The sequence below is a fragment of the Rhizobium sp. BK316 genome (genome assembly GCF_014193695.1).
In the GTDB taxonomy this organism is placed as follows: domain Bacteria; phylum Pseudomonadota; class Alphaproteobacteria; order Rhizobiales; family Rhizobiaceae; genus Rhizobium.
Genome location: NZ_JACHZR010000001.1, coordinates 541,624 through 557,200, shown reverse-complemented (window position 1 = coordinate 557,200; position 15,577 = coordinate 541,624). Strand labels below are relative to the sequence as shown.

Annotated in this window: 13 protein-coding genes; 3 read left to right on the top strand and 10 right to left on the bottom strand. The window is 57.7% G+C overall.

The window, feature by feature from the left end; all coding sequences use genetic code 11:
- Window positions 1-99: 99 nt before the first annotated feature.
- Entirely contained in the window at window positions 100-1,413 is a 1,314-nt protein-coding gene (locus FHT87_RS02420) for an SLBB domain-containing protein (RefSeq protein WP_183799155.1), read from the top strand.
- Window positions 1,414-1,471: 58 nt separating this feature from the next.
- A complete protein-coding gene (locus FHT87_RS02415; protein WP_183799152.1) occupies window positions 1,472-2,980 on the top strand; it encodes an O-antigen translocase in 1,509 nt (502 codons plus the stop codon).
- A 58-nt stretch (window positions 2,981-3,038) separates the two neighbouring features.
- Here FHT87_RS02415 and FHT87_RS02410 read toward each other — a convergent pair whose 3' ends face one another.
- From FHT87_RS02410 to FHT87_RS02385, 6 genes are read right to left on the bottom strand one after another with little or no spacing between them, the layout of a single operon-like run.
- Window positions 3,039-4,256: a DegT/DnrJ/EryC1/StrS family aminotransferase gene (locus FHT87_RS02410; RefSeq protein WP_183799149.1), complete on the bottom strand. Its 1,218-nt coding sequence runs from the start codon at window positions 4,254-4,256 to the stop codon at window positions 3,039-3,041.
- Window positions 4,253-5,227, bottom strand: a complete 975-nt coding sequence (locus tag FHT87_RS02405) for an NAD-dependent epimerase/dehydratase family protein (RefSeq protein ID WP_183732938.1) — start codon at window positions 5,225-5,227, stop codon at window positions 4,253-4,255. The genes FHT87_RS02410 and FHT87_RS02405 overlap by 4 nt, the downstream gene beginning before the upstream one ends.
- Window positions 5,224-5,943: an acyltransferase gene (locus FHT87_RS02400; protein ID WP_183732942.1), complete on the bottom strand. Its 720-nt coding sequence runs from the start codon at window positions 5,941-5,943 to the stop codon at window positions 5,224-5,226. The genes FHT87_RS02405 and FHT87_RS02400 overlap by 4 nt, the downstream gene beginning before the upstream one ends.
- On the bottom strand, window positions 5,933-7,036 hold the full coding sequence (locus FHT87_RS02395) for a DegT/DnrJ/EryC1/StrS family aminotransferase (RefSeq protein ID WP_183732945.1): 1,104 nt from the start codon (window positions 7,034-7,036) through the stop codon (window positions 5,933-5,935). Before FHT87_RS02395 ends, FHT87_RS02400 begins: the two co-directional genes overlap by 11 nt.
- Window positions 7,033-8,070 carry a Gfo/Idh/MocA family oxidoreductase gene (locus tag FHT87_RS02390; RefSeq protein ID WP_183732948.1) on the bottom strand — a complete coding sequence of 346 codons (1,038 nt, stop codon included), beginning with the start codon at window positions 8,068-8,070 and terminating at the stop codon, window positions 7,033-7,035. The genes FHT87_RS02395 and FHT87_RS02390 overlap by 4 nt, the downstream gene beginning before the upstream one ends.
- A complete protein-coding gene (locus FHT87_RS02385) occupies window positions 8,067-8,573 on the bottom strand; it encodes an acyltransferase (protein WP_183732961.1) in 507 nt (168 codons plus the stop codon). Before FHT87_RS02385 ends, FHT87_RS02390 begins: the two co-directional genes overlap by 4 nt.
- Before the next feature lie 555 nt (window positions 8,574-9,128).
- On the opposite strand from FHT87_RS02385, the gene FHT87_RS02380 reads away from it, so the two are divergent.
- Complete coding sequence (locus FHT87_RS02380; protein ID WP_348647628.1) at window positions 9,129-9,950, top strand: response regulator transcription factor; 822 nt, start codon at window positions 9,129-9,131, stop codon at window positions 9,948-9,950.
- Window positions 9,951-10,211: 261 nt separating this feature from the next.
- Here the strand turns inward: FHT87_RS02380 and FHT87_RS02375 are convergent, their stop codons facing one another.
- From FHT87_RS02375 to FHT87_RS02360, 4 genes are read right to left on the bottom strand one after another with little or no spacing between them, the layout of a single operon-like run.
- On the bottom strand, window positions 10,212-12,041 hold the full coding sequence (locus tag FHT87_RS02375; protein ID WP_183732963.1) for a glycosyltransferase: 1,830 nt from the start codon (window positions 12,039-12,041) through the stop codon (window positions 10,212-10,214).
- 4 nt (window positions 12,042-12,045) lie between these two features.
- Window positions 12,046-13,089: a UDP-glucuronic acid decarboxylase family protein gene (locus tag FHT87_RS02370; protein ID WP_183732965.1), complete on the bottom strand. Its 1,044-nt coding sequence runs from the start codon at window positions 13,087-13,089 to the stop codon at window positions 12,046-12,048.
- Window positions 13,090-13,133: 44 nt separating this feature from the next.
- Complete coding sequence (locus FHT87_RS02365; RefSeq protein ID WP_183799146.1) at window positions 13,134-14,630, bottom strand: sugar transferase; 1,497 nt, start codon at window positions 14,628-14,630, stop codon at window positions 13,134-13,136.
- Window positions 14,631-14,644: 14 nt separating this feature from the next.
- Window positions 14,645-15,502 (bottom strand): WecB/TagA/CpsF family glycosyltransferase, encoded by an 858-nt coding sequence (locus tag FHT87_RS02360; RefSeq protein WP_183732969.1) that lies wholly within the window; start codon window positions 15,500-15,502, stop codon window positions 14,645-14,647.
- Window positions 15,503-15,577 lie beyond the last annotated feature (75 nt).

The following is a 15,577-nucleotide window of genomic DNA, read 5'->3' as shown; positions in this document are numbered from 1 at the left end:
CTGGCGTTGCGGCGTTGGACCCCGCGTCCGTCGTCCGCGCAACGCCTAACGCATTGAACCTGTATCCGCTTGAGGATGCTTTGCAGGCTGGACACGTAGATGAAGTTATCGTACCGCGTTCCTCACATCTTCTTTCGTGCGACGTTTGTCATCAGTACGCTCGTCTTTCTTGCCGGACCTGTATTGCCGGCTCTCGCCGACGACACTCCCTTCGCTCCCCAAACGAAAATCCGTCTGACGATTGCCCAGTGGATGCCATCCAAAGGCCAGTATGAACGATGGGATGCGATCGGTGGCGAATACACCGTCTCGGATGAAGGCGCAGTCTTCTTGCCCTTCCTTGGATCCCTTCCCGTCGGCAAGCTCGACAATGCCGGCCTCACAAACCAGATTGCCGCGCGTCTGCAGGAAAAGATCGGGTTGATGCAGGCACCTGTGGTGATGATCGAAATCCTCGAATACCCGCCGATCTATGTCGTGGGAGACGTAGCCAAGCCGGGAGAGTATAAATTCCGCCCCGGCCTTACCGTCCTGCAATCGCTCGCAATGGGCGGCGGCCCGGTCCGCGCCAAAAGCGAGCAACAAACGCAGTCGATCCGGCTTGCAGGCGAATTGCGCGAAACCGATCACTCGATCCTGCGCAGCGCCGCGAAACTGTCGCGGCTTCAGGCGGAGATGGACGGAGCGAAGGAAATAACCTTCGACCGGACGGATGGCAGCGACCAGCAATATGCAGCGGAGATCCATAACGAGGAACGGGTCATTTTTCAGGCCCGCGCGAGCGCGCTGGAGAGGCAGTCAAAGGCACTCGTGGAACTGCGTGATCTTCTGAATACCGAAATTTCGACGTTGGAAGAAAAGGTGGCGGGGGCAGACGACAATATCAAATCAGTCGAGGACCAACTGGTCAGTGTTAAGACGCTGGTCGAGAAGGGCCTTACGGTCTCGTCGCGGCAGATGGACCTGCAACGGCTGCTGACGACCTACCGCGCCGACAAGCTCGACCTCGTCACCGCGATCATGCGGGGGCGCCAGGCCATCAGCGAGACAACGCGGAATCTCGAGGGGCTTGCCGATACGCGCCGGAGCGAAATCGCAACCGAAGCGCAGTCCGAACGGGCAAATCTCGATCAGCTCAAAATGAAACGGGAGTTGACGCAGAAACTACTCATCGAGGGGCTCGCCGCCGGCGACGACGCCAAAAACCCTGGCGATGAACTCCCGCTTACCTTTACCGTCAGTCGGCGAAATGACGGACAAATCAATCAATTCCCGGCCTCGGAAACGACGGCGTTGGAGCCTGGCGATGTGGTGAGAGTGGTCCAACCTCACATTTTGGGAAGCTCGTCCGATCCCGATTCCGCCGAGCCTTCCGAAGAAACCCCGGCGCTTGCAGATCGGGCCAGCCAGTGACCGACGAAAGCATGGGTTGCGACCAGGTTGGCTGGCAGCAAATGGCTAGGGGCATCCGATGACCATGCGCATGATACCCCCCCGTGGCCAGACCTATACCCAGATCCTCAAATCGACGATGCTGATGGGCGGCTCCTCGCTGGTGAACGTCGCGCTCAGTATTATCAGAAATAAGGCCCTGGCTGTTCTGCTCGGGCCGGAAGGCGTGGGACTTATCGGCCTTTACGGGTCGATCATCGACATGGCGCAAGCGATCGCGGGTCTGGGGGTGAGTGGCAGCGGCGTGCGCCAGATCGCCGAAGCTGCCGGCACCAGCGACGCGGAGAGGATTGCACGGTCCGCGACAGCGCTCAGGCGCATATCGATGGTGCTCGGGCTCCTGGGTGCGCTCTTGCTTGCTGCACTGGCGTTTCCTGTCTCGAATTTTACCTTCGGCGACTACCGGCATGTCGGCGGGATAGCACTGCTTTCCCTGGCCGTTTTTTTCCGGGTGGTCTCTGCCGGACAAACTGCATTGATTCAGGGCATGCGGAACATTGGAAGTCTTGCCCTTATCAACGTGCTTTCGGGGCTCTTCGGAACGGTCGTCAGCATCCCGCTGATCTACCTGTTCGGCGCACAGGCCATCGCGCCGTCTCTCGTCGTGATCGCAGCTGCTTCAATCCTTCCCACCTGGTGGTACAGCCGAAAGATCTGCACCGATCGCCCGCCGATGTCGGCACGCCAGTTCGGTCAGGAAGCGACCGCTCTGCTCAGGCTCGGTTTCGCATTCATGGCAAGCGGACTTCTGACTTTCGGTGCCGCCTATGCCATCCGCATCATCGTGCTGAAGGACGGGGGCGTAGCGGCGGCCGGACTGTATCAGGCGGCTTGGGCGCTTGGGGGTCTTTATGCCGGTTTCATCCTGCAGGCGATGAGCACGGACTTCTATCCGCGCCTGACCGCAACCGCAGACAACAATGCCGAGTGCAACCGACTGGTCAACGAGCAGGCGGAAATCAGCCTGCTGTTGGCCGGCCCTGGTCTGCTCGCTACCTTGACCCTCGCACCGCTCGTGATGAGTCTGTTCTATTCGGCTGAGTTTCATGGGGCTGTGGAGCTTCTGCGCTGGATCTGCCTTGGAATGATGCTCAGGATTGTCGCCTGGCCGATGGGTTTCATCGTTGTGGCAAAAGGTGCGCAAACGATCTTCTTCTGGACGGAGGTCGCAGCGACGGCAGTGCATGTGGGGCTGGCATGGCTCTTCGTGTCAAAGTTTGGCACACCGGGGGCCGGCATGGCGTTTTTCGGCCTTTATGTCTGGCATAGTATTCTGATTTACGTGATCGTACGGCGGTTTACCGGCTTCCGCTGGTCGGCCGCCAATCGCAGGCACGTGCTTCTTTTCCTGCCTGCCTCGGGATTGGTGTTTTCGGCCTTTTTGATCTTGCCACCATGGTCGGCGATGGTAATTGGCTCCATCGCAGTGGCTGTGAGTGGACTTTACTCGCTGCGCATGTTGGTTGATCTGCTTCCGCCGGAGTCAGTACCCGCAGTCGTTAGAGGATGGATCACGAAATCCGCATAAAGAGACACGCGCATCAGGTGATGCGCGTGTCTCTTTATGCTGTATTCCACGGATCAGATCAGGCGGGCACGACGCCCCGCTCGGGTTGACGGATGACGCGTCCGGTGTTGGCGTCAGCAATGGCCTGACGCAGTGTCTCGACGACCCTGACGATGTCGAGTTCCGTCATCTGGGCATAAAGCGGCAGGATGATGGTTTGCTGCTGCGCCGATACGCTTCGCGTCAGGGTGCTGGCAGCGCGATGGGAGCTCTGGTCGGCATAGGCGCCTTCCAGATGAATGTTCATCACACCGCGCCGGGTCGAGATCCCTTGATCGAGCAGCGCCTGCATGACCGCCCGTTGGTCAATTTCGTCAGACAATCGCACACAGAAGCTTTGCCAATTGCTGCGAGCCCAGCGGGGTTCGATCGGAATCGAAAGACCAGGGATTGTGGACAGGCGCTCGCAATACTGTTCGGCAAACCGCCTTCGCTGCGCAATCAATTCAGGCAGCCGCCGTAACTGCTCTCGTCCGACGGCCGCCTGAAGGTCGGTCATGCGGTAGTTGTAGCCCAGTTCGTCATAGTCCTCGAAAATCACCTGTTTCGAGCCATGCCTGATGGTATCGGTGACGCTCATTCCATGTTGGCGCCACAGCCGGAATTTCCGGTCATATTCGGGATTGGCCGTGGTCAACATGCCGCCGTCACCTGTCGTGACGACCTTCCGGGGATGGAAGGAGAAGCAGGCAATGTCGCCATGCGATTTGCCGATCTTTTCCCAACCCCCATCCCACAGGATTTCGCTTCCTGTCGCGCAGGCCGCATCTTCGATAACCGGTATCGAATGGCGCTTGCCGATCTCCACGATGGGGCGGAGATCGCAAGGCATGCCGAGCTGATGCACGCACAGGATCGCCTTGGTGCGGGACGTGATGGCTGTTTCGATCAGGCTGGGGTCGATGTTGTAACCATCCGCCTCGATGTCGACGAAAACGGGTACCGCATTGCAGTATCGAACAGCGTTCGCGGTGGCGATGAACGAATGGCTGACCGTGATGACTTCATCGCCGGCACTGACGCCGACCGCCATCAGGGCCAGATGAAGCGCGGTTGTGCAGTTGGAAACGGCGCAAGCGTGCTCGGTGCCGACGAAGGCCGCGAATTCCTTCTCAAAAGCCGCGACTTCCGGCCCCTGCGTCACCCATCCCGACAAGATGACGCGGCGCGCGGCTTCAGCCTCTTCCTCTCCGAGGACGGGCTTGGCGACGGGAATTGCAGATAGCGACGGGCTCATGCAGCTTGGCCTCCTGCCACGGCGGTATTCAGCCGCCACCACGCAACAAGGTCGCGAAGCCCCTGCTCCATCGATATCTCCGCTTTGAAGCCGAGGAGCTTCTCGGCTTTGCGGATATCGGCAAGACGACGGGTCACGCCGTTGACCGTGCGGGCCTCTTTGTGCTGCGGTTCGAGTGAAACTCCCATGATATTGCTCAGCATCTGCGCGAGTTCCAGCAGGCTTATTTCCTTGCCGCTTGCGACATTGAACACTTCATCCGTGACATCGCTCTTTGCAGCCAGCAGGTTTGCCCGGGCGATGTCGCGCGCATCGACGAAGTCCATCGTCTGGCTACCGTCGCCATAGATGAGGGGCGGCATTCCAGCCGCCAGACGCTCCATCCAACGGATCAGCACTTCCGTATAGGCGCCGTAAACATCCATTCGCGGCCCGTAGACATTGAAATAGCGCAGCGCCACGTAGCGCAGGCCGTACATGTCCGCGAAGCTGCGGAGCAGTCCCTCGTTGAATGTCTTGGCCGCGCCGTAAATCGTCCTGTTATTGTAGGGATGATGCGCTTCGGTGGTCGGAAAGCTCTCGGCCAAGCCCAGCACAGAGGCCGAGGAGGCAGCAACCACCTTCGATACGCCCGCCTTGACGGCTGCTTCGAGAACATTGAACGTGCCCTCGGCCAGAACATCGAAGGCGAGCCTTGGCTCTTCCGCGCATTGCGTGATGCGAATGGCCGCCTGATGAAAGACGATGTCGACGCCTTCGAAGGTTTTCGCAAGCAGCGCTCTGTCGCGAATATCTCCCTCGATGATGTTCACGGAGCCGCTGGCTATTGCCGTGCTGAGATTGTCTCGGCGTCCACGCACGAAATTGTCGAGGATGATGATTTCGCGCGGCTTTTCCAAAGCAACCAGATCGGCGATATGCGAACCGATCAGGCCGGCTCCGCCCGTTATAAGAACTCGTTGATTTTTCATGATTTTACTCCACGCGAGATTTCCAGCACAGGATCAGCTTCCTTGCGCCAGCGTATGTGTTTTGCCGGCACACCCGCGGCAACCGAATACGCCGCCACGTCGGAAACAACGATTGCTCCGGCTCCAACGATCGCCCCTTCGCCGATGGTCACGCCGGGAAGAATGGTCGCATTCGTTCCGATATCGGCCCCTGCGCCGATGCGTACCGGTTTGATTTCAAGATCCGTGCGAATGATCGGCACGTCCACGGGCAGCGCCGTGTGGGTCGAGCCCAGTACCTTGGCTCCAGGTCCCCAGCCGACGGAATCCCCGATCTCCAGGTCACGGGCGTCGAAATAGGCCATCGGGCCGATCCAGACATTGTTGCCGATCTTGCAGGTGCCGTCGAAGCGGCCCTGGATATAGGCCTGGGCGCCGATGAATACGCCATTGCCGATTTCGAACGTTTCCGGATGCTTGAAACCGGCACCACCTGCAACCTGCAATCCGGTGCCGCAGCTCCGCGTGATGGCTTGCCAGATGGCTTTTCGCATAAGGCTGTCGACAACACCGTCCCCGGTTGCGAAGCGACCGTAGAGATCGATCAGGCCGGCACGTCCATATGATTGCTTGAGTTCTTCGGCCAGACCAGCCTGATAGGCCGGATCTGCCGGCCGTTCATGGCGGCCATGCACCGCCTGCACGACCCTCGCCTCACCTGCCCGACTAGCTGACATAGGCGTACTCCAGTGCGGCGGCCACCTGGTCGATATGCTGCGAAGGCATCTCAGGATAAATCGGCAGCGAGAGGACCTCCCGGGCGGCCGCTTCCGAGACCGGAAAATCACCGGCTTGGTAGCCAAGGTCGGCATGAGCCTTCTGCAGATGAACGGGAATGGGGTAATGCAATCCGGACGGAACGCCATCTGCACTCAGCACACGCTGAAGCCCATCGCGATCGCGGCTCCTGATGGCATAGACGTGATAGACGTGACGCCGGTCGGCTGTTTCGACGGGTATCTTCAAATGCGGCGATCCAGCGAGTAGCGACGAGTAGCGGCGCGCATGAGTGCGGCGCGCCTCTGTCCAGGCTTCCAAATGCCGGAGCTTCACGCGCAGGATCGCACCTTGAATGGCGTCCATGCGATAGTTGAAACCCTTCAGCAGATGATGATAACGCTGTTCCTGCCCCCAGTCGCGCAGCATACGCATCGTCTTGGCCTGTTCGTCGTTGTTGGTGACGACCAAGCCTCCCTCACCGCAGGCGCCGAGATTCTTGCCTGGATAAAAACTGAAGCATCCGGACACACCGATGCTGCCGGCACGCTGGCCCTTGTATTGAGCCCCATGGGCCTGGCAGGCATCTTCGATGACGGGAATGCGGTGATGATCAGCAATCGCCTTGATCGCGTCCATATCGGCCATCTGACCGTAGATGTGGACGGGAGTGATGGCCTTGGTCCGGGGGGTTATCTTCGCCTCGATCTCAGCCGGATCCATTGTAAGCGTCACGGGCTCGACATCGACGAACACCGGTCGTGCACCTGTGTAGCAGATCGCCGACACAGTCGCGACGAAAGTGAATGGCACGGTGATGACCTCATCGCCGGGACCTATGCCTGCGGCAAGGAGAGCCAGATGCAGGGCGCTCGTTCCGGTGTTGACGGCTATTGCATGCTTGACGTTGCAATAGTCTGCGAATTCCTGCTCGAAGCGCAGAACCTCTTCGCCCAGTACGTATTGCCCCGAGGCAAGAACGCCGAGCACGGCGGCGTCGATCTCGCCCTTGATGGATTGATATTGTGCCTTGATATCCAGGAACGGGATCATGCAATGCGCCTCGCCTCTTCGAGCTCGATAATACGACCGCGCTGAGCGAGCGACCGGCTTGCTGCTTCAAGAGTGCGAACGACACGCAGCCCGGCCTGGCCGTCCGTAATGGGCCGCGAATTCTGCTCGATGCACTCGACGAACTGATCGAGTTCACGTTTCAATGCTTCGGTCATATCGAGCTTGGGCGCCCACATGTCGCCGCTGCGGTAGCCGACCATCATCTGATGCACCTTCTCGCCGTAGGCCTGAGAATTTGGGTTCAGCGTGATGCCCTTGTCGTAAACCTTGATCTTTTCGCTAGGCTCCAGATCGTCGTAGACGACCATCTTGTTGCTGCCGCCGATCAGTGTGCGGCGCACCTTGACCGGCGCCAGCCAATTGACGTGGATGTGGGCGATAAGCTTGCTTTCGAAGAAGAGCGTCAGATAGGCGATGTTTTCCGGCTCGCCGAGCACATGGCTCATGCCCGTCGCTGAAACGGCCACCGGCCTTTCCTGCACAACATGGTCCAGGATGGAGAGATCATGCACCGCGAGGTCCCAGATGACGCTCACATCATGTTGGAAGAGCCCCAGATTGACCCGAACCGAGTCATAGTAATACATGTCGCCTAGGCCGCTTTCGACCAGTTCGCGCATCTTGCGGACCGCACCGGTGTGCACGAAGGTATGATCCACGGCCAGCACGAGCCGTCGGCGCGCGGCCTCCTCGACCATCCGCGAGGCTTCGTCCGTCGTCGATGCCATCGGCTTTTCGACGAAGACATGCTTTCCGGCCATCATAGCCTGCATTGCGAGCTTGAAATGGGTCGAGACCGGCGTTGCGATAGCGATTGCGTCCACTCTCGGATCGCGTAGGACTTCCTCAAAATTATCGGTGATCGTTATTGCGGGGTAGCGGCTTTTAACTGCCGCCAACCGTTCGACATTCAGATCACAAACTGAAACGAGGTGCGCACCGGCCGCTTCCGAGATGTTACGAACCAGGTTCGGACCCCAATACCCATATCCAACAACGGCAATACCGATCATCGCATTCCTCCCAATGCTTGCATGTCAACTGCTCGGTCGTGAACGTGACCGGTAATCCTGGCCGGAACGCCCGCGACAATGGCGCCCGCAGGCACATCCTTTGTTACAACTGCCCCGGCTCCGACCTGCGCGGCTTCTCCGATGGTCACGCCGGGCAGAATGGTCGCATTGCTGCCGATCGACGCGTGGCGCTTGACCAACGTGGGGATGACAACCCAGTCTGCTTCGGTCTGCAGACCGCCATCCGCATTGACAGCGCGCGGGTACGTGTCATTGGTGAACATGACCCCGTGGCCGATAAAAACGCCGTCTTCCAGCGTCACGCCTTCGCAGATGAAGGAATGGCTGGAGATCTTGCAGTCTTTTCCGACGAGGACGTTTTTCTGGATTTCAACGAAAGTGCCGATGCGCGTTCCGGCACCGATCGTGCAGCCGTAAAGATTTACGAGTTCTCGATGATGGATGACGCTGCTATCATCCAGCTTGACGTTCGATGCAATCATTACGCATGCACCTCTACTCTTGAACAAACCCTTATTTCTAAATGAAACCGACAATCAGGTGATTGTGCCCAAGGTTTCATTTCGAGAGAACAAATATTGCTCTCCATTTAAAGAGAATTGTTTTCGTCATCCGAGTAAAGGAACAAAACGTCTAAGCTTATTCACCTAAAGGCGTATATACTTATGACGACTTACGCCGAAGTTCATAGCCAACGATCAACATTGGTGGTGGAACAAGTCCGGATTCGGCTCAATCACACGTCAGGCGCAGACATTGTTTTCATGCGTTTAGCGACTCGATCCGTAACCGAGGAGCAACGTAATCGACCACTCCCCGAGCGGCTTAACATCGCATGACTTTATACCAAGAATTAAGTCGTATTTACACCTTACGATGGAACTAATGTGCGCCTTTAGCCTATATTAGCTAGTTTGAGATCGCGGAAACTGTGGTATTTAATTCCTACTTTAGTGCTTCCAAACCCTCATATCTGAAGGGCTTGAGTGTTCGGTTTTGTTGGGGCGTAGGGAAACTCGGCTGGGGAGGATGAAGCAGTGAATTCAGCGCTTATACCAAATTTAGACCTAAGGCAGGAAAATGTAACTCTGCCACTTAAGATAGAGAATAGTTCAACGGCATCGATCTTGCCGTCGAGGCCAAAGCACTCTCTCGTGATTCTCGATAACCGTGAACTTGATCGGCAATGCCTTGCGCAGTGCATGGCCGCCCACAAGACGGATTTACTTATCCTGGCATTTGGAACGGTTGAAGAGTGGAAGCAAAAACGCGACGAGTATCCGCCGCTTTCGGCAATCCTCTTGAACATTGGCGGCAAGAAAATCGACGAGCCCGCCGTTTCGGAGCAAATCAGGAGCCTCTCGTCGGAGTTCGGGACGATACCTGTCATCGTGCTGGCTGATAGCGACGATTTCACCCAAATCGTGAAGGCGCTCGAATATGGAGCCAAGGGCTACATACCTGCCTCGGTCAGCGTCAGCGTCTGCATGGAACTGATCGCACTGTCGGTTGCGGGAGGCGTTTTTGTTCCCGCAAGCACCCTGTTCGCCATGCGTCACTTGCTGGAATCCAGCAACTCGACGGCGCGCCCGTTGGCGGGCATATTCACGGATCGTCAGGCCGAAGTCGTAGAGGCGCTCCGGCGCGGAAAGGCGAACAAGATCATCGCCTATGAGCTCAATCTGCGAGAAAGCACCGTCAAGGTGCATGTTCGTAACATCATGAAAAAAGTCAAAGCAACGAACAGAACAGAGGTCGTGTTCAAGATAAACGATCTCTTCGACAGTATTACTGCCCGCGAAACAGGCAGAGACAGGATAGATTCTGCCGGGCGATCGACTCCTCCGTCACATCACTAGTGCGGTCCTGACCTAAACATCCTCGGTGGTCGCGAAGCAAATGCGCCACCGAGGCCATTTGGCGCCAGGGCACCCGAGCCGAGATCGCCTTGTGCATCTCCGGCTCTGCCCGCACACAATTGCCCATCACTGATTTTCCTTGAGATCGTCCAACCCCCTTCGTTCGGCTTGGACTGGCCCTGGTTGCAGTTGCAGGGGTTGGCGACTGTTGAACTCGTCTTTCTCGATCATTCAGCAATGGACACCGCCATTTGTCGGCGATCACAAAGGATGCCTGGAAAGCGCCGTTCGGATCCTGCGCAATGGGCTTCTCTGCGAACGGGGGATCAGGCCCTTTGCAAGGTGCCAAAAATATCGGAACTCCGGCACTGGCGGCACGTTCGGCCTCAAGTGATTCAAGCGCAGTGTGATCATCAGGTCATCGACGCTCGAGTACAACCGCTGGCGCCAGCCAATATCAAGTCTGAGATGTCGAGATACTGCGCGTCCGCCGGTTCCGCTCTCTTCGAGGGGACCGCGACGAAGAACGTTCGCAAGATCCGGCTGCTGACAACGATCGAGAATATCGGCGAAGCATGCAAGCCATTCGGGATCGCTTCGTCGGGGAAGCTGGTGAATGCTCTTTCGGCCTGTGCCGGACCGTTCGGGGACACGCCAATTGTCTTCTCGACCGCCTTGAGCGAGCACGAGGCGCGCGCGCCGGAGTTCGTCATGGGACAGGGATGGATAAAAGTCCTGCAACCTTCGCGCTTGCGCAATTTGGCCTTTGCAGACCAGCGCGAGAAGGAAATATGCCCATTCGACGGGATCCGGGTCGGCCGCCCCGTAGTCGATCATCGTTACCTTGATCAAGTTCACCAGAAGCGTGTAGGCGCGATCGGCACTACCCTCATGCAAGGCGCAGACGGCGAGACGGAATTTGGCTTCAGGCAGATAGGACACATAATCCAAGCAGCGTGCGTAGCAGTCCTTGGCCTCTTCCACCTTGCCCTGTTCGAGAAGCAGATCGCCTTGCTTCAATAAAGCGCGGTCGCTTGCCCCTCCGGCAACGTGGATACTCGCTCGCTGGGAGATGCGCTGAACCTTTATCAAGTCGCTGAAAGGGCCGGACTGAATGATTTTCTCTCCGGATCGCTGGCCGCTGTTCAGCATAAACCATTGATATATTTGCGGCCTGTGATTCAACGTGTGACGAGAGTGGACCAAATTATAGCCGGCCGCCGAAATACGCTGTATTTCAGCGGGATGAGCAAACAGGTATTCCAAGCGTTCAACGATGTCGTTGTGGTCGGTGAAGACGCAATTCTCCATGTCGGCAAAGCCAGCTGCCTGCAGCGCCGCCGTCCGTTCCGTCACGAGACAGGTGTTCGCCCCGGGAATCTCCAAATGCTTTCGCACGACCTCGCCGGCCATGGTTCCGCATGTGGGTACGACGAGGCTCGCGTTGAGCGCGCGCGCATAGGCCTCTCCTGACAGCAACTGGGAGGCAAGCTTGCTCTCATAGGTATGCTGTGGCGAAACCAGGCAGGGATATCGATCACGGATTATTGGAAAGACCTTCTGCCGCCAAGGGTAAAGGCCATTGACCTGGCCTGTGAGCGTGACCGGTATGATCTTGTGCTGGTGATAGTCTTGATAAACTTCGGGATCGATGAAGTTTGGCCAGACGAACAGGTTATCTTTCAGCTCCGGCATATATTCCGGAGCCAGAGTCGCAATCGAGAAATATGTCTCGATGCCCCATTGCTCCATATCGGAAAGGAAACCGCTGCGTCGGTCGCACCATGGATCGGCATTGTGAAGACCAAGCTTCGGAACGCCGATGTGGGTATTCGTGTTGGCGATTCTTATCCGTCGCGAGCCATGTGACCGGTAGCCGCTCTCAAACAGCGTCAGATCCGGTTCGTACCTTTCGCATATCTCTGCGTAGTCGCAGTCACGGTTTACGACGACGACATCAAAATGTGTGCTGAGGCATTTGACCTGCTGCTGCATATGCAGCAGCAGGTAACCGGCTGCGTTCGCATTGGGCTGATGGTCCCATTGAAAGAAAACGAGCTTCGGTTTGCGGTGATTGCCGTTGCTGTCCATGTCCCTATCGTGTGGCTTCCGAAACAGGGAGGCCGACCGCCGGGACAGGCAGATGCGTGTAGGTCGCCTGCGGGAACTTGGCGCCTGGCATGTTTCGGGCTTTGCCCGAAAGCTTCCACTCGAAATAAGCGATCGTTCTCTCGAGCCCTTCACGCAGGCTCACCGTCGGCTGCCAACCCAATTCTTGGCTGGCGCGGCTGATGTCCGGCTTGCGTTGTGTCGGATCATCAACCGGCAGCGGCTTGAAGACGATGCCTGATTTCGATCCCGTCATTTCGATCACCATTTCGGCCAGTTCTCGGACCTGGAATTCTCCGGGATTGCCGAGATTGATCGGGCCGGTAACGCCAGCCGGCGCCCCCATCAGGCGAATGAAGCCTTCGATCAGATCGTCCACATAGCAGAACGAGCGTGTCTGCGTACCATTCCCGAAGATGGTAATCGACTCGTTTCGAAGCGCCTGAACGATGAAATTGGAGACAACGCGGCCGTCATGGGTCTGCATGCGCGGCCCGTAGGTATTGAAGATCCGCGCCACCCTGATTTCCACGCCATATTGACGATGGTAGTCGAAGAACAACGTCTCGGCGCAGCGCTTGCCTTCGTCATAGCATGCCCGCGGGCCGATGGGATTGACGCTGCCTCGATATTCCTCGGGCTGCGGATGAACCGCCGGATCGCCGTAGACTTCGCTAGTGGATGCCTGGAAGATCTTCGCCTTGGTGCGTTTGGCAAGGCCAAGCATGTTGATGGCGCCGTGCACATTGGTCTTGACCGTCTGGACCGGATCGACCTGATAGTGAACAGGAGATGCGGGGCACGCAAGGTTGTAGATCTCGTCGACCTCGACATAAAGCGGGAAGGTAATGTCGTGGCGAAGGATTTCAAAGCGGGGATCGTCGAGAAGATGCAGCACGTTGTCACGCGAGCCGGTGTAGTAATTGTCCACGGCGAGAACATCATTGCCTTCTCGCAAGAGTCTTTCGCACAGGAACGATCCCAGAAACCCGGTACCGCCGGTTACCATAATTCGCTTGTGTCCGTGCATTGGTGTGCTCCGTTGTTGATGGTTGCCTCGCAGAACGAGGATGGTCAGTAAGCTCCCCTGCGTTTGAAGACTGCAGGGATTGTGCTGAGAAGAATTTGGCAGTCGAACCACAGGGACCGGTTGTCGATGTAGAACTCGTCGAGTTGTTGCTGCAGCTCGATATCCGCGTTGCTTCGTTCGGAGATCTGCCAAAGGCCCGTAAGCCCCGGCGTCACCGAGCGCCGCTTGTCGCGAAACTCGCCATCCATCGCCAGGAGGTGGTATTCCGGAAAGGGACGCGGTCCGACGATCGCCATCTCGCCTGCGATGATGTTCGCCAATTGGGGGAGTTCGTCGAAGCTCGAAGAGCGCAGGAGATGGCCGATAACCGGCAGAACGCGGGGATCGTTTTTGAGCTTGAAGTGGGCCAACCACTCGGCCCGCATAGCCGGGTTCTCCCGGAACAATGCTTCGAGGCGCTGTTCCGCATCTTGGTACATCGTCCTCAATTTCAGGACGTGCACCGGTTTGCCGGACAGACCTTCCCTAGCATGACGGAAGAAGACAGGGCCTGGATCGATGGCGTAGATCGCCGCGGCAGCAATCGCGATGAAGGGTGCAACAACGATGGTTGCAGGAATGGCGATCGCGAGATCGAGGATCCGGCGAACCAGGTCCGAATTGACCGAACTCCCACCGCTGGTGAGACGAACTCCGATCTCTCCGCCGACATCCGCCGGTCGCAAGCCGTTTATCTTGAGGCTCGGCGTATCCGACAGAAGAATGACTTCGGAGAACTTTCGCCGCATCGCCGCCAGATCGGCAACAAGCGAGGAGGTGTCACCGGCAATCAGGGCAATGGATGGCGCGCCGTCAGGTGATACTTCCGACGTATCCGAGGAAAAAGGTTCCGGCCTTATGCCATACTGCCAGTGGTCTCTGAAATGCGCCATGAGTGCCGGGGTAAGATTGCGGCCCCCTATGATTACCGCACGCTCTCCCCAGATTCCAAGTCTCCAGCACAGGCCTCGAGCGAGCCAATGCATGACAGGCTGGACAATTAGCCCGAGGCCGAGGAAGCCGATGACGGCGAGCAGCAGTCGTTCCCCTTCCGGCAGGAGGATTGCTCCGAGCGCAGCAAGAACGGCCACCTTGAAGGCGCCGATCGTGCGACGCCGCAGATGTTCGTGGTCGTGAAGACGATAGCCAGGGTAGAGGCCGGCCGATGCATAGAGAACGATGGTTGCCAATGCCGCGACGGCGAAAGCACGCTCCAGTACCGTGCCCGCCGAACCATCGGGAAGGAAGGAAAGGAGAGCAAAATAGGCGGTCAGATAGGCGGCAATGTCGCCGGCAACCAAGACCGACGATGTTGCAAGCCGAGGAAACCGGCGCCGTAGCGCAACTGGCATATTCAGCCCCGCCTGCCTTAGCGGTTCGACGGTCTTGGCGGCCGTTATGGGGGGAACAGAGCCTACCGGCGCTGCTCGCGAGGACGCGTCATTTGTGTTGGCTACCTTCGACGGACCCGATGTCATTGCTGACGGCGCAAGTAAGGACATGGTGGGTTACTCCTCTACAGCCTTTGTCCCGACGCACTCGCTCCAGAAACCGCGTCTTCGATCGGAAATTTCCGAAGCCCCAGTCTCTGAAAGGCCGTCAGTGAGATGAAGGTCGGCACGACGAGCGCATAGCGCCGCCACAGCCGTTTCGGCTCGCATAAAAGACGAAACGCCCATTCGAAGCCGCTTCTTTGAATGACCCTTGGAGCCTGCCGCTTAAGGCCGGCGTGAAAGTCGAAGGCAGCTCCGACTCCGATGAGAACCGAAGCGTCCAGGCGGTCGCGCATGCGCGCCATCCAGTGTTCCTGCTTGGGACTGCTCAGTCCGACCCAGATGATATCCGCGCCTGACAGATTGATCTGGTCAGCAATATCCGTTTCCTCTTGCAGCGAGAGGTCACGAAAGGGCGGCGCATAGGAGCCGACGATCCGGGCTTCCGGGAATTTTGCGATAAGTCGAGCCTGTAGCTGCTCCAGCGTCTTGGCGGTTGCGCCGTAGAGGAAGTGACGCAAGCCTTTGGATCTGCCCGCCTCGAAAACTGATAACATTAGATCCGGTCCGTAGACCCTGTCGCTTTCCACATGGCCAGCATGTTTCAGCGCCCACACCAACGGCATGCCGTCGGGGGTCACGAGGAATGCACGGTTATGTATGGACCGAAGTTCGGGATCTTTTTGACACCGCACGATACCGTGCGCGTCGCGAACGCATACATATTCTTTCCTGCCGTCTTCAATCGCCTTTTCGATCAGTCCGGTCGCGCTTTTGAGATTGACTGCCGAAACTCGAACACCAAGAACATTCGTCCACTCCAGGGAGCCCTTTGGATCAAGGTCTGAAGTTTGGTTTCTGTCTGCCGATGAATTTCTCATGACCTACGCTTTTGCCAACTGAAACTGTTGTCAGAATATGCTGACAGGCCGATTGCCTCTAGACTTTCATCTCCA

Bases quoted from the DNA above. Each gene is read 5' to 3' on its own strand.
- FHT87_RS02390 (WP_183732948.1), bottom strand. From the start codon at position 8,070: ATGATCGGTATTGCCGTTGTTGGATATGGGTATTGGGGTCCGAACCTG.
- FHT87_RS02420 (WP_183799155.1), top strand. From the start codon at position 100: ATGAAGTTATCGTACCGCGTTCCTCACATCTTCTTTCGTGCGACGTTT.
- FHT87_RS02400 (WP_183732942.1), bottom strand. From the start codon at position 5,943: ATGTCAGCTAGTCGGGCAGGTGAGGCGAGGGTCGTGCAGGCGGTGCAT.
- FHT87_RS02415 (WP_183799152.1), top strand. From the start codon at position 1,472: ATGACCATGCGCATGATACCCCCCCGTGGCCAGACCTATACCCAGATC.
- FHT87_RS02360 (WP_183732969.1), bottom strand. From the start codon at position 15,502: ATGAGAAATTCATCGGCAGACAGAAACCAAACTTCAGACCTTGATCCA.
- FHT87_RS02365 (WP_183799146.1), bottom strand. From the start codon at position 14,630: ATGTCCTTACTTGCGCCGTCAGCAATGACATCGGGTCCGTCGAAGGTA.
- FHT87_RS02370 (WP_183732965.1), bottom strand. From the start codon at position 13,089: ATGCACGGACACAAGCGAATTATGGTAACCGGCGGTACCGGGTTTCTG.
- FHT87_RS02385 (WP_183732961.1), bottom strand. From the start codon at position 8,573: ATGATTGCATCGAACGTCAAGCTGGATGATAGCAGCGTCATCCATCAT.
- FHT87_RS02405 (WP_183732938.1), bottom strand. From the start codon at position 5,227: ATGAAAAATCAACGAGTTCTTATAACGGGCGGAGCCGGCCTGATCGGT.
- FHT87_RS02375 (WP_183732963.1), bottom strand. From the start codon at position 12,041: ATGGACAGCAACGGCAATCACCGCAAACCGAAGCTCGTTTTCTTTCAA.
- FHT87_RS02410 (WP_183799149.1), bottom strand. From the start codon at position 4,256: ATGAGCCCGTCGCTATCTGCAATTCCCGTCGCCAAGCCCGTCCTCGGA.
- FHT87_RS02395 (WP_183732945.1), bottom strand. From the start codon at position 7,036: ATGATCCCGTTCCTGGATATCAAGGCACAATATCAATCCATCAAGGGC.